At 59.3% G+C, this 12,728-nt stretch carries 11 protein-coding genes; 9 read left to right on the top strand and 2 right to left on the bottom strand.

What is annotated here, in order from left to right; translation table 11 throughout:
- Positions 1-60: 60 nt before the first annotated feature.
- Both glyS and glyQ read right to left on the bottom strand, forming a co-directional pair.
- The gene (glyS, locus tag PanJK_RS17510; protein WP_091004167.1) at positions 61-2,130 is read right to left on the bottom strand and encodes a glycine--tRNA ligase subunit beta; all 2,070 of its coding nucleotides are present in this window, start codon (positions 2,128-2,130) and stop codon (positions 61-63) included.
- Between the two features lie 9 nt (positions 2,131-2,139).
- The gene (glyQ, locus tag PanJK_RS17505; RefSeq protein WP_008105242.1) at positions 2,140-3,051 is read right to left on the bottom strand and encodes a glycine--tRNA ligase subunit alpha; all 912 of its coding nucleotides are present in this window, start codon (positions 3,049-3,051) and stop codon (positions 2,140-2,142) included.
- 347 nt (positions 3,052-3,398) lie between these two features.
- On the opposite strand from glyQ, the gene PanJK_RS17500 reads away from it, so the two are divergent.
- From PanJK_RS17500 to PanJK_RS17460, 9 genes are all read left to right on the top strand, one after another.
- Positions 3,399-3,791 carry a RidA family protein gene (locus tag PanJK_RS17500; protein ID WP_265301529.1) on the top strand — a complete coding sequence of 131 codons (393 nt, stop codon included), beginning with the start codon at positions 3,399-3,401 and terminating at the stop codon, positions 3,789-3,791.
- Positions 3,791-4,762, top strand: a complete 972-nt coding sequence (locus PanJK_RS17495) for a D-2-hydroxyacid dehydrogenase (RefSeq protein WP_265301526.1) — start codon at positions 3,791-3,793, stop codon at positions 4,760-4,762. The genes PanJK_RS17500 and PanJK_RS17495 overlap by 1 nt, the downstream gene beginning before the upstream one ends.
- A gap of 200 nt (positions 4,763-4,962) precedes the next feature.
- Positions 4,963-5,859, top strand: coding sequence for a transporter substrate-binding domain-containing protein (locus tag PanJK_RS17490; RefSeq protein ID WP_265301524.1), 897 nt, complete (start codon positions 4,963-4,965; stop codon positions 5,857-5,859).
- 55 nt (positions 5,860-5,914) lie between these two features.
- Positions 5,915-7,444: an amino acid ABC transporter permease/ATP-binding protein gene (locus PanJK_RS17485; RefSeq protein WP_265301522.1), complete on the top strand. Its 1,530-nt coding sequence runs from the start codon at positions 5,915-5,917 to the stop codon at positions 7,442-7,444.
- Positions 7,428-8,471 carry an alpha-hydroxy acid oxidase gene (locus PanJK_RS17480; protein WP_265301520.1) on the top strand — a complete coding sequence of 348 codons (1,044 nt, stop codon included), beginning with the start codon at positions 7,428-7,430 and terminating at the stop codon, positions 8,469-8,471. Before PanJK_RS17485 ends, PanJK_RS17480 begins: the two co-directional genes overlap by 17 nt.
- The gene (locus PanJK_RS17475) at positions 8,471-9,394 is read left to right on the top strand and encodes an ABC transporter substrate-binding protein (protein ID WP_265301518.1); all 924 of its coding nucleotides are present in this window, start codon (positions 8,471-8,473) and stop codon (positions 9,392-9,394) included. Before PanJK_RS17480 ends, PanJK_RS17475 begins: the two co-directional genes overlap by 1 nt.
- On the top strand, positions 9,394-10,770 hold the full coding sequence (locus tag PanJK_RS17470) for a dihydroorotase (RefSeq protein ID WP_265301516.1): 1,377 nt from the start codon (positions 9,394-9,396) through the stop codon (positions 10,768-10,770). Before PanJK_RS17475 ends, PanJK_RS17470 begins: the two co-directional genes overlap by 1 nt.
- A 14-nt stretch (positions 10,771-10,784) precedes the next feature.
- Positions 10,785-11,546 (top strand): GntR family transcriptional regulator, encoded by a 762-nt coding sequence (locus PanJK_RS17465; protein ID WP_265301514.1) that lies wholly within the window; start codon positions 10,785-10,787, stop codon positions 11,544-11,546.
- A gap of 32 nt (positions 11,547-11,578) precedes the next feature.
- Positions 11,579-12,694 (top strand): mandelate racemase/muconate lactonizing enzyme family protein, encoded by a 1,116-nt coding sequence (locus PanJK_RS17460; RefSeq protein ID WP_265301512.1) that lies wholly within the window; start codon positions 11,579-11,581, stop codon positions 12,692-12,694.
- The last annotated feature ends 34 nt before the right edge of the window (positions 12,695-12,728 follow it).

Below are 12,728 nucleotides of genomic sequence, written 5' to 3'. Positions count from 1 at the left end.
AGGGAACGATTTCTCGTCCCCTTTTTTTCGCAGGGCCGCCATTTATGGCGACCAGGTAAACTACTGCAGCAGCGAAATATCCGCCACCTGCAGGAACAGCTGACGCAGCTGTGCCAGCAGCGTCAGACGGTTAATTCGCACCGCCTGATCGTCAGCGTTCACCATCACTTTATCGAAGAAGTTATCCACCGCTTCACGCAGCTGCGCCAGCTCAACCAGCGCATCCTGATAGCGACCTTCTGCAAAGTACGGCTGCAGCTTATCGCCCAGCGCGGTCACGAAGGTCGCCAGTTGGATCTCTTCGTTCTCTTTCAGCAGGGAAGCCTGCACGCTGTCATTCAGGGTTTCGGTCGATTTCGCCAGGATGTTGGACACACGTTTGTTGGCGGCGGCCAATGTCGCGGCCGCTTCCAGCGTACGGAAGTGCGAAACCGCCTTCATGCGCGCATCGAAATCAGCCGGACGGGTTGGACGACGTGCCAGCACCGCCTGAATGGTGTCAACGCTGTGGCCCTCTTCCTGATACCAGGTACGGAAACGGCCCAGCATAAAGTCGATCACTTCATCGACCACTTTGCCGTTGCTCAGCTTGCTGCCGTAGAGGCGCACCGCTTCTTCGGTCAGCGTTTGCAGATCGAGCGGCAGGTTTTTCTCAACGATGATGCGCAGCACGCCCAGCGCGGCACGGCGCAATGCGAACGGATCTTTGTCGCCTTTCGGATGCTGACCGATGCCAAAGATACCCGCAAGGGTATCCATCTTGTCGGCAATCGCGACGGCACAGGCCACAGGATTTGACGGCAGATCGTCACCGGCAAAGCGCGGCTGATACTGCTCGTTCAGCGCCACAGCCACATCTTCCGCTTCGCCATCGTGGCGCGCGTAGTGCATGCCCATCACGCCCTGCGTGTCGGTGAACTCGAACACCATGTTGGTCATCAGATCACATTTCGACAGCAAACCAGCACGCGTTGCATGATTCACATCAGCACCAATCTGCGCGGCAATCCAGCCAGCCAGCGCCTGAATACGATCGGTTTTGTCACGCAGCGTACCCAGCTCTTTCTGGAACAGGACGGTTTCCAGACGCGGCAGATTATCTTCCAGACGCTTTTTGCGGTCGGTGTTGAAGAAGAACTCGGCGTCCGCCAGACGCGGGCGCACTACCTTCTCATTACCGGAAATAATCTGCTGAGGATCTTTGGATTCGATGTTGGTGACAAAGATGAAATTCGGCAGCAGCTTGCCCGCCGCGTCGTACACCGGGAAGTACTTCTGGTCACCTTTCATGGTGTAAACCAGCGCTTCAGCCGGCACCGCGAGGAACTTCTCTTCGAATTTCGCCGTCAATACCACCGGCCATTCCACCAGCGAGGTCACTTCTTCCAGCAGGCTTTCGCTCAGATCGGCGATGCCGCCAATCTTTTGGGCCGCTGCTTCCGCGTCCGCTTTGATTTTGGCTTTACGCGCCGCGTAATCCGCCACCACTTTGCCGCGTTCCAGCAGCAGCTGCGGATATTGATCGGCGTTGTCGATGGTGAATTCGGGCTCGCCCATAAAGCGATGGCCGCGAATCACGCGATCGGACTGAATGCCCAGAATCTTCGCGGGGATCAGCTCGTCACCCAGCAGCAGCGTAACGGTGTGCACCGGACGCACAAACTGCACGTCGCTCGCGCCCCAGCGCATCAGCTTAGGAATCGGCAGCTTGCTCAGCGCGGTAGCAACCATCGCTGGCAGCAGCGCCTGCGCGCTTTCGCCGGTGATGGCGGCGCGATGCACCAGCCATTCACCTTTGTCCGTGCTCAGACGTTCCGCCTGCGCCACGGTGATGCCGTTACCACGCGCCCAACCTTCGGCCGCTTTGGTGGCGTTGCCATCGGCATCAAAAGCGGCGGCAATAGCCGGGCCACGTTTCTCCACTTCGCGATCGGGCTGCGCGGCAGCCAGCTGGGCCACTTTCAGCGCCAGACGACGCGGCGCAGCAAACCAGCTCACTTCGCCGTGCGCCAGACCGGCGCTATCGAGTTCAGCGGTGAAGTGCGCAGCAAAGGCTTCTGCCAGGCTGCGCAGCGCTTTCGGAGGCAACTCTTCGGTGCCAATTTCCACCAGGAAAGTTTTATCGGTCATGGCTGCCTCTTACTTGTTTTTATTGCACATCGGGAAGCCAAGCGCCTCACGGGACGCATAATAGGCTTCCGCCACGGCTTTCGTCAGGGTGCGGATACGCAGGATATAGCGCTGGCGTTCGGTAACCGAAATCGCTTTACGGGCGTCCAGCAGGTTAAAGCTGTGCGCCGCTTTCAGAATGCGCTCGTAAGCCGGCAGCGGCAGCGGTTTTTCCAGCGCCAGCAGCTGCTGTGCTTCTTTCTCATACTGCTCGAAGCAGGTGAAAAGGAAGTCAACGTCAGCGTATTCGAAGTTGTAGGTCGACTGCTCCACTTCGTTCTGATGGAACACTTCGCCGTAGGTGGTTTTGCCGAACGGACCGTCGCTCCACACCAGATCGTAAACGCTGTCTACGCCCTGAATGTACATCGCCAGGCGCTCTAAGCCGTAGGTGATCTCGCCGGTGACCGGCTTGCACTCCAGGCCGCCAACCTGCTGGAAGTAAGTGAACTGCGTCACTTCCATGCCGTTCAGCCACACTTCCCAACCGAGTCCCCACGCACCGAGCGTTGGGTTTTCCCAGTTGTCTTCGACAAAGCGAATGTCGTGGATGGTGGGATCCATACCCAGCTCTTTCAGCGACCCAAGGTACAGCTCCTGAAGGTTGTCCGGGTTGGGCTTAATCACCACCTGGAACTGGTAATAGTGCTGTAAACGGTTCGGGTTTTCACCGTAACGTCCATCGGTTGGACGACGAGATGGCTGCACGTAAGCGGTCGCCATCGGCTCTGGGCCTAAGGCACGCAGACAGGTCATCGGATGTGAGGTGCCGGCGCCCACTTCCATGTCCAACGGTTGGACAATGGTGCAGCCTTGACGCGCCCAGTAATCCTGCAAGGTCAGGATCAGGCCCTGAAAGGTCTTGGTATCAAACTTTTGCATGTTGAATTCGCACGCGATACGGATCGGTTAAAAAAAGAGTGCGCCAGTATACCCTTTGACCGCGGATTGTGCAGCCGGAAATCCAGGCCAGCGGCCAGGCGATTGCAGCAGGGTTTTGCGGGCAAAAACAGAACAATAAGAAAATCGTATACGATTCACACTGACCGCCATCACTCACAGAAAAAACCTCATTAAACCCTTAAATTTCATTATATTGATTGATACATCAGCAAATCCTATTACGTGATACGCATCACCTTTTTGACCCGGTGGTTAAAAATCGCACATTGACACTCGTATAATCGTATACGAAATTGCGGTGAAACAGTTTTGCCTGAGATTTCACCATGAAGATTGCGTTGAGTTATCCCGGAATGAACGCCAGCGACCGCCCAATGGGTCCTGCGCCGCTCTCTGCCGCCGTGCTGCACGAACCGATGCTGTTTATTTCCGGCCAGGTGGCGATTGATCCCTACAGCGGCGAGATGATGGGCAACGACATCGCCAGCCAGACGCGTCAGGTGCTGAAAAACGTCGGCGAGCTGCTGAGCGAAGCGAACATGACCTTCGACAACGTAGTCCGCGTCACCATTTATCTCACCGATCTCAGCACCTTCAGCGCGATGAATGCCGCTTACAGTGAATTCTTCCAGTTCCCTTTCCCGGCGCGCGCCACCGTGGGCATTCAACTCAACCATCCTGACCTGCTGGTCGAGATGGAAGTGACGGCGATGCGCTGATGCATATTCATATCGAGAACGACGCCAGCGCGCCGCGCGCACTCCATCTCTCTGCTGAGCAATTGCAACTGCAGCTCGACGCGCATCCGCCGTTGCGCAGCCACTTCACGCTGAGCGAAAACAGCGATGCGGCGCAGACCGACGACTTCCTCGCCCGCTGCGACATTCTTTGGAGCGGCCGCAAGCTGGCGCTCGATCAATTCAGCACGCCGCGCTTGAGCTGGGTGCAGGTGATGTCGGCAGGTGTTGAACAGTGGCTGGCGCACTGGCCGCAGGGCGTGACGCTCACAAATGCCTCTGGCGTGCACGGCGATAAAGGTGCCGAATTCATTTTGATGGCGGCGCTGATGTTCAACTTCGGCATTCCCGGTTTTCTGCAGGATCAGGCGCAGCGTGTCTGGCGTCCAACCTTTGGCGGCTGCGCACGCGGCAAAATCGTGCTGCTGCTGGGCGTTGGCGGCATTGGCGCCGCAGCGGCAAAACTGCTCACCGCGCTAGGCTATCGCGTGATTGGCGTGACGCGCAGCGGCCAGTGTGATGCCAACGTGGCGCGCTGCATCCGCATTGACGCGCTCGACGATGTGCTGCCGCAGGTGGATGTGGTGGTGTCGACGCTGCCGCTGACGCCACAAACCCACAACCTGTTCGATCGCCGCCGCTTCGATCTGCTGCCCGCACGCGCGGGCATCGTGATTGTTGGCCGCGCCGATGTGTTCGATTACAGCGCGATGCGCGAAAAACTCAATGCGGGCGAACTGGCTGGCGCGGTGCTGGATGTCTATCCGCAAGAGCCGTTACCCGCCGACGACCCGCTGTGGCACACGCCCGGCGTAGTAATGACGCCGCACTGCAGCCTCGACGATCACAGCGCCTATCTCGCCGGATGCCTTGAGGTGTTTATCGATAACCTGGCACGTTTCCGCCACGGGCAACCGCTGCGTAATCAGGTTGATCCGGCACGAGGTTATTAAGGGTGCGCTTTTCCCCTCACCCTAACCCTCTCCCATAAATGGGAGAGGGGATGAATAGATTTCCAGCCCGCACTATCGGCGCCCTCTCCCGCTTGCGGGAGAGGGCTGGGGTGAGGGACAAGCAGCACCCAAATACCAAAGACGTTCATAAATCACAAGGTCATCGCTTTCTCATTCACCAGCATCAGGGGAACCTTATTATGAAATTTGCACGCACTGCTTTGTTAATCTCTGGTCTCAGCGGCAGCTTACTGGCGGGCATCTCCAGTGCCCACGCAGCCAGCACCGATCCCATCACGCCTACCGCCAGCGACTTCGCGGCGATGGCGCAGTGCAAAACACTGCAAACCAAATATCCCTCGCTGAAAGGCAAAGATCTGGTCGTCGGCCTCGGCGGCTACACCAAAGGCTTTGAAGCGCCATCGGAAAAAGATCCCAGCATCATTGAAGGGCTTGATCCTTCACTGTTCGAGCGCATCAGCAGCTGCCTCGGCGCGAAACACAGCTACCAAAGCGGCTCATTCAACGTGCTGCTCACCTCGATCTCCAGCGGACGCGCCGATATCGGCCCGATGCTGTACGTCACCGAAGAACGCATGAAACAGATCGCCTTCGTCGCCTCGATGCAGGTGCAGGACGGTTCGGTGCTGGCGCAAGGCAACCCGAAGAAAATCAACAGCGTCGATGATCTGTGCGGCAAAACCGTCGCCGCCGCAGCGGGTTCTTACGAAGCTAACAAACTGGTGCCGGAGCAAAGCGCCAAATGCAGCGCCGCCGGTAAGCCCGAAGTCAGCATGCTGATGGTGCAGAACACCGACAACAGCATTCAGGCGGTGAAAAGCGGTCGCGCGGACGTTTATCTGACCGAAGCCGGTTCCGCCGTTGCCATCGCCAAAGCGGACAAATCGCTGCAAAGCGGCTTCACCGTGGATCTGCCAATCATGGTTGGCTTCCCGATCGCCAAAGACAACGCCACGCTGCGCGCAGCGGTGCTGGACGCGATGAAGGTGATTCAGGAGAGCGGCGTACAGAAAAAACTGCTGGATTACTGGGGCCAGGGCAGCGCTGCCGAACGTCCGGTGGTTGCGCGTGGTTAATGCATAAACTCAGCCGCCTCGGTGACGAAACCGAGGCGTTGAGGAGGATAACGCCTTGGATGATTTTCTTAAGTACCTGACTTTCCCCTACTTGTGGGAAGGCGCTGTTATCGCCGTGCAGCTGTTGGTTGGCGCACTGGCGGGCGGCATTTTGATTGGCTTTTTCCTGGCGTTAGCCAGCAGCTCAAAGCACGGGTTTATTCGCGTGCCGGTGAAAATCTACATCTATACGCTTCGCGGCACGCCGGTGCTGCTGCAGCTGATTCTGCTGTACAACGTGCTACCGGAATTTGGCCTGCGTTTGAGCCCGTTCACCAGCGCCCTTGTCGCGCTGATGATCAACGAAACCGCCTTCTGCGCCGAAATCATTCGCGGCGGCATTATGGCGACCGATCGCGACCAAAGCATGGCAGCGCAGGCGTTCGGTTATTCGCGCAGCAAAGAGATGATTCACGTGGTGATCCCGCAGGCGCTGCGCGCCATTCTGCCGACCATGGGCAACGAAACCGTGGGCTTGCTGAAATCCACTTCGCTGGCTTCGGTGGTGGGCGTCAATGAGTTGACGATGCGCGGCCAGGCGATTGTGTCGCAAAATTTCCTGTTTATTCCGGTGCTGGTCGCGTCGGGCGGCATCTACCTGATTCTTTCCACGCTGCTGGCGGGCGGTCAGTGGTGGCTGGAGAAGTTCTACAACCTTGATGGACGTGCACGTCGGGCACGCGCGCGTCTGGCGAAGCTGCCGCCAGAAGCGGAAGTGATGCCGATGCAGCTACCGAAACGACGCTGGGATACGCAAACTGCCGCGCCGGTACTGGAAGTGGATCAGCTGTGCGTTGAGTACGCTGGTAAAGCGGTGCTGAAATCGCTGTCGTTAACCGTACGTCGCGGCGAAGTGGTGGTGCTGCTCGGTCGCTCTGGTTCGGGCAAAAGTACGCTGCTGAAATCGATTCTGGCGCTGACGCCGCGCAGCAGCGGCACCATTCAAACTGAAGGCCACTTTATGGGCAGCGACGAAAACGGTCGCGCGCTGGCGCAGCGTCATCTGCCGCTGAACCGCGCCAAATCAGGCATTGGCATTGTGTTCCAGCACTTCGCGCTGTTTGATCACCTCACCGCGCTGGAAAACGTGATGAGCATTCTGCTGCGCGTGCAGGGCGCACAGCCGGAAATCGCGCGCGGTAAAGCGATGCGCGCGTTGAAAATGGTAGGACTCGGTGATTTCGCCGCCTCGCTGCCGCATGAACTTTCTGGCGGACAGAAGCAGCGCGTCGGCATTGCGCGCGCGCTGGCGGCAGAACCGCAAATCCTGCTGTTTGATGAGCCGACTTCCGCGCTCGATCCGGAGCTGGTACGCGAAGTGAACCAAACCATGCGCAGCCTGGCGCAAACCGGCATCACCATGATCATCAGCACCCACGACATCGCATTTGCGGCGGGCGTTGCCGATCGCGTGGTGTTCCTGCAGAACGGCGCGCTGATTGAAGAAGGCCCGCCGACGATTCTGCAAAATCCGCAAACGCCAGCGTTTACCACCTTCCTTGAACATGAAAATGCTGTGGAGGCGCAACATGCCCATGCGCTTTGAACTCACGGCACGCGAACGCCTTGGCGAGGCGCTGTTCCGCTATATGCAGGGCCAACCGGCCGATGCGCTGGGTAACGAACCCGATGCCAATCAGCAGGCGCTGCGCCGCTTTCGTCTGTTACCGCGCGTGCTGCAGGGCAATGAAAGCATCGACACGCAGATTTCTCTGCACCAGCAAAACTGGTCCGCACCGCTTGGCGTCGGCGCATTTGCCGGTGACCGTATTTTCCATGAAGAAGGTGTGTTGCCGATTGCGCGCGCCTGCAAACGTCTGCAACTACCGCTGGTGATCTCCGAAGAGACCGTCACGCCGCTAGAGCAAATTGGTGCGGAGTACGATCGCTGCTGGCTGCAACTGCGTGCGGCGGGCGATGTTGGCCGCATCAAAGAAATAATCGATCAGGCCGCGCAGGCCGGATTTAAAAATATCGTGCTAACGGTGCTGGCACCGGTGCATCCGGTGGCCGGATTACAGCCCGGCGGCTTCTCGATTGGTGATGCGTTGAAACAGCGCGGCTGGCACACCATCGGCGGCACGCAGCCCGGCGTTGCGGCGTTGCCGGCTTTTCCGGTGTGGCGCTGGCAGGACATTGACGAGGTGGCGGCGCACTGCGCCGATCATCATATTCCGCTGTGGCTGAAAGGTATTTTGCATCATGACGATGCGGCGCAGGCCGCGCAGCACGGCGTCAGTGGACTGATCGCCTCGAACATTGGCCTGCGTCAGAGCGCGCGCTGGGCCACGCCGGTCGATCAGCTGCCCGATTTGCAGGCGGTGACCCGGCTGCCGCTGCTGCTGGATGGCGGCGTGCGCTGCGGCAGCGATGCGGTGGTGGCGCGCTGCCTCGGCGCGTCGCTGTCGCTCAGCGTGCGACCGATCATCAGTGCGTTAGTGGCGGGTGGCGAAAGCGCGGTGTTCGATCTGCTGTCCGGCTGGATCAATGAAATCACCGCGATCAGCCATTGGTGCGGCGTCAGCGATATGGCCAGCCTTAACGGCAGTTTCATCACCGAGGTGCGCGGCTAATGCAGACACTGATTTTCAATCAAGGCGATGCCAGCGAATCGCGCATCTATTACTGCGCGCACTATCTGGCGCAGAGCCTTGGCCTGTTTGCCGCCGAACAAGTTGATGTGATCTTCACCACCAGCGAATCGGGCGGACACACGGTACAAGGCGGCCAGGTTCCCGCAGTGCTGAATCGCGACGCCGATCTCACGCTCGGCGGCCCGATGGTGGTGATGAAGCATTTTCAGCAGCACGGCGCGGAGCTGCAGTGTTTCTGCGCCTCGGTGGCAGCCAATCCGTGGTTTTTTGCGGCGGTGCAGGCGCAGCCGGATTTTCAGCTCAGCGATTTACGCGGTAAACGCGTGCTGGATGTCGGCAATGTCGGTACCGCCACGCTCACGTTCCGCTGGTTACTGGCGCGTCACGGTTTGCAGGATGATGTCGAGCTGATCGCCGGCAGCGGCGACCAGGCGCGAGATTTCGCAGCCGTCGCCCATGGCGCAGCCGATTATGCGCTGCACGCCATGCATATGCTGGCGCCCGCCATCGCCGCCGGACAACTCCACAGCATTAGCAGCCTCGCCAGTTTGTGCGGCCACGTACCCTGGAGCGCCTACATCGCCCGCGCTGATGTGCTGCAGGAGAAAGCCGCCGCCTTTGCCGCCTTCTCCCGCGCCATTGCGCAGGCGCTGGCGTGGATCTCCAACCATGACGCCACTGAACTGGCGCAACAGGTGCAGGCTTTTTACCCCGATTATCCGCGCGATGCGCTGGTGCGCGGCCTTGCCGCCTATCAACAGGCCGGCGTGTTTGCGCCTGATTGCGTGATTCCACGCGCCGAATTTGTGCATTTCAGCCAGCTGTTAACGGCTATCGGCTGGCTCGACTCTTCACAGCCGGTGCCGTATGCGGCGCTGGTGACGCAGGCAGGAGCAGAGTGATGAAACAGCTGATTATTAATGGTTTGGTGGTGACAGAAACCCGCGCTGAACTGGCGGATCTGCTGATCGAAAACGGCAAGATTAGCGGCGTGTTATCGCCTGGCGCCATTACACACGGCGTTGACGAGGTGATCGATGCGCAAGGCTTGATCATCGTGCCTGGCGCGATTGATGTGCATACCCATTTCACCGGCTCGCACGATTTCCCCGAGCAGGAACTGCGCGAAGGTACGCGCGGTGCGGCGGCGCACGGCGTCACCACCATCGTCGAAATGCCGCATTCGCTGCCACCGGCGACATCGCTGGCTAACTTCAGCGCCAAGAAACGCTGGCTGGCAGACAACTGCTCGGTGGATTACGCCCTATGGGCCGGACTGGATGGCCGCAACGTACATGAACTGGCGGCGCTGGATCAGGCCGGTGCGCTGGCCTTCAAAGCTTTCCTGTGCAGCGGCGCGCCCAACGGTGAAGCCACCGACGAGAAAGGTTTGCCGCGTCTCGACGATGACGGTTTGCTGCGTGCCATGCGCGAGCTGGCCACGTTCGACGGGCTGATTGGCGTGCACGCGGAAAACCACGAAATTCTGATCGGTGCTGGCAGCGAACAGCGTCGTGCCGGACGCAATGATGCACGCGCGCATGCGCTGGCGGGGCCGGAAATCGCCGAGATCGAAGCGGTGGGACGCGTGTTAGCGATTGCCGAAGAGACCGGCGCGCGCTGCCATATCGTGCACGTCAGCTCGGCGCGCGCGGCGGAAACCATTGTCGCCGCCAAAGGCCGCGTCCGTGCCAGCTTCGAAACCTGTCCGCACTATTTACTGCTCGATGAAGACGATCTGGTGCGCATCGGCCCTAACGCGCGCTGCGGCCCGCCGATCCGCCCGCGTCCGGTGGTGGATGCGCTGTGGCAGGTGCTGCTGCGCGGCGATATCGACATGATCGCCTCTGACCATTGCCCGTATACGCCCGCACAAAAGCAGGCAGGTGAAGCCAGTATCTGGGATGCAGGCATGGGATTAACCGGCGTGGAAACCCTCAGCCCGATGTTCTTCAGTGCGGCCCATAGTGAACGTGGCGTGGCGCTCAGCGAGTTTGCGCGCATGACCGCCAGCGGCCCGGCCAAAGCCTTCCAGCTGTGGGGCAAAAAAGGGGCGATTGCGCCCGGCTTCGACGCCGATTTGGTGTTCTACGACGCCAGCCAAAGCTGGACAGTAAGCGGAGCGAATTTTCAGGGACTCGGCAAGTGGAGCGCATTTGAAGGGATGCGCTGTCAGGGTAAAGTGGTGCGCACATTGATTCGTGGCGTCACGGTATTCCAGGATGACCAGATGCAGGTTGAAACCGGCTTCGGTCAGTTCGTGACCCGACAGGTTTAAACAGGACAAATAACATGGCAGGAAAATCCTCTACCGCTAGCCGTAAAAACAGCGCCCCGCTGGCGCAGGACGCAGCCACCAATAACAGCTGGAATACCGCGCGTCCGCGCACGCTGGTCGATCACGCCGTGGATGCCATTCTCAGCGCCGCCTCGCGCGGCCTGATCCTGCCCGGCGACCGCATCGCAGAACCGGAGTTGGTGGCCAAGCTCGGCATGAGCCGCGTGCCGATTCGTGAGGCGCTGCGCATTCTGGAGAGCCAGGGCATCGTCACCAGCGAACCGTACAAAGGCATTCGCCTGATGGAGATTTCGCATCAGCGGCTGGAGCAGATTATCGATGTGCGCATCCCGTTGGAGACGCTGGCCTGTCGCCGCGCGATTGAGGCCGGACGCAACAGCGCCGAGCAGCTTAATCAGCTCTATCAAGGCGTGGCGCAGATGCAGGCGATGATGCAAAACGATGACGTTTACGGCTTTGCCTCCGCCGATACCGATTTCCACCGCACGCTGTGCAGCTTCGCGCACAACCCGGTGCTGAGCAATTTGTGGGAGTCGATTGCCCGTCAGCTGACGGTGATTTTCGGCCTCTCCACCATGGGCAAATCGATGAGCGACATCATCGAGGAGCACCAGCGGCTGATTAATGTCTTTGCCGATGGCGACATCGCCAAAATGACCGACGAGGTTGAGAACCACATCCGCATTCAGGCGCTGGACGTGGATTACGAAACCCTGATTACCCAACGCCGCCAGCACCGTTCCGCTCTCGGCTAATTTCGCATTGCCTTTACACCAGGGAAAACACCATGAAAATCATTAACGTTGAGGCGTTTTACCTGCGCCTGCCAGTGATTGAGCGGCGCACCGACAGCTCTCAGGATGCGCTGCTGATCAAAATCACCACCGATGCCGGCATCACCGGCTGGGGCGAAGTGGATGGCAGTCCGTATGTCACCAAAGCCATCATCGAAGCACCCTATTCGCACACCATGGTCACCGGCCTGAAATCGCTGTTGATTGGCGAAAACCCGCTGGAAACCGGTCGTTTGTGGAAGAAGATGCACAAAGCCACCATCTACTACGGCCGCAGCGGCGCGGTGTTGCAGGCGATGGCGGGCATCGATATCGCGTTATGGGATATCAAAGGCAAAGCGCTCGGCAAGCCGATTGTTGAACTGCTGGGCGGCGCGATGCGCGACAAGATGCGCGTTTATTCCTCCAACATGTTCCAGTTCAGCGTCGAAGAGACGGTCGCGCGCGCCCAACACGCGATTGATACCGGCCATAGCGGTGTGAAGTTTGGCTGGGAGCCGTTTGGCACTGACGAAGCGCAGGATCTGCGCTATCTCGAGGCGCTGCGCAAAGCGATGGGCGATAACGTGGATTTGATGCTGGATGTCGGCCACGTGTGGGATGCCAAAACCACCATCCGCCGCAGCCAGCGCTATGAACATCTCAATCTGTTCTGGATTGAAGAGCCGCTGCATCCGGATAACTACGCCGGTTACGGTCAGGTTTCGGCGGCGTGCCAGCAACATATCGCTGCTGGTGAGCAAGAGTGTTCGGTAACGGGTTTCCAGCGCCTGATAGATGAAGGCGGCATCGACATCGTGCAGATCGACCTGACGCGCACCGGCTTCACCCAGGCGATGGAGATCGCCAGCTACGCGCACAGCCGCGGACGCAAAGTATGTAACCACAACTTCACTACCGACATTAATACCGCCGCATCATTGCATTTCCTGTGCGCGATTGAGAATGCGCTGGTGATGGAGTATTGCGTCGAGCCGGGCGAGATCAGCCGCTCGCTGGCGAAGAATCCGGTGCGCATCGCCGACGGTTACGCGTGGCTGCCAGGCGAGCCAGGCCTCGGCGTTGAACCCGACGAAGCGGTGATCGAGAAGTTTTTGGTGCGCGGTTAGCCAGGTCGCCATAAATGGCGACCCTACGACGGAT

Source organism: Pantoea sp. JK (assembly GCF_026130245.1).
Taxonomy (GTDB): domain Bacteria; phylum Pseudomonadota; class Gammaproteobacteria; order Enterobacterales; family Enterobacteriaceae; genus Pantoea; species Pantoea trifolii.
This window is presented reverse-complemented; position numbering and strand designations above follow the sequence as displayed.

Bases quoted from the DNA above. Each gene is read 5' to 3' on its own strand.
- PanJK_RS17460 (WP_265301512.1), top strand. From the start codon at position 11,579: ATGAAAATCATTAACGTTGAGGCGTTTTACCTGCGCCTGCCAGTGATT.
- glyQ (WP_008105242.1), bottom strand. From the start codon at position 3,051: ATGCAAAAGTTTGATACCAAGACCTTTCAGGGCCTGATCCTGACCTTG.
- glyS (WP_091004167.1), bottom strand. From the start codon at position 2,130: ATGACCGATAAAACTTTCCTGGTGGAAATTGGCACCGAAGAGTTGCCT.
- PanJK_RS17470 (WP_265301516.1), top strand. From the start codon at position 9,394: ATGAAACAGCTGATTATTAATGGTTTGGTGGTGACAGAAACCCGCGCT.
- PanJK_RS17490 (WP_265301524.1), top strand. From the start codon at position 4,963: ATGAAATTTGCACGCACTGCTTTGTTAATCTCTGGTCTCAGCGGCAGC.
- PanJK_RS17500 (WP_265301529.1), top strand. From the start codon at position 3,399: ATGAAGATTGCGTTGAGTTATCCCGGAATGAACGCCAGCGACCGCCCA.
- PanJK_RS17475 (WP_265301518.1), top strand. From the start codon at position 8,471: ATGCAGACACTGATTTTCAATCAAGGCGATGCCAGCGAATCGCGCATC.
- PanJK_RS17480 (WP_265301520.1), top strand. From the start codon at position 7,428: ATGCCCATGCGCTTTGAACTCACGGCACGCGAACGCCTTGGCGAGGCG.
- PanJK_RS17495 (WP_265301526.1), top strand. From the start codon at position 3,791: ATGCATATTCATATCGAGAACGACGCCAGCGCGCCGCGCGCACTCCAT.
- PanJK_RS17465 (WP_265301514.1), top strand. From the start codon at position 10,785: ATGGCAGGAAAATCCTCTACCGCTAGCCGTAAAAACAGCGCCCCGCTG.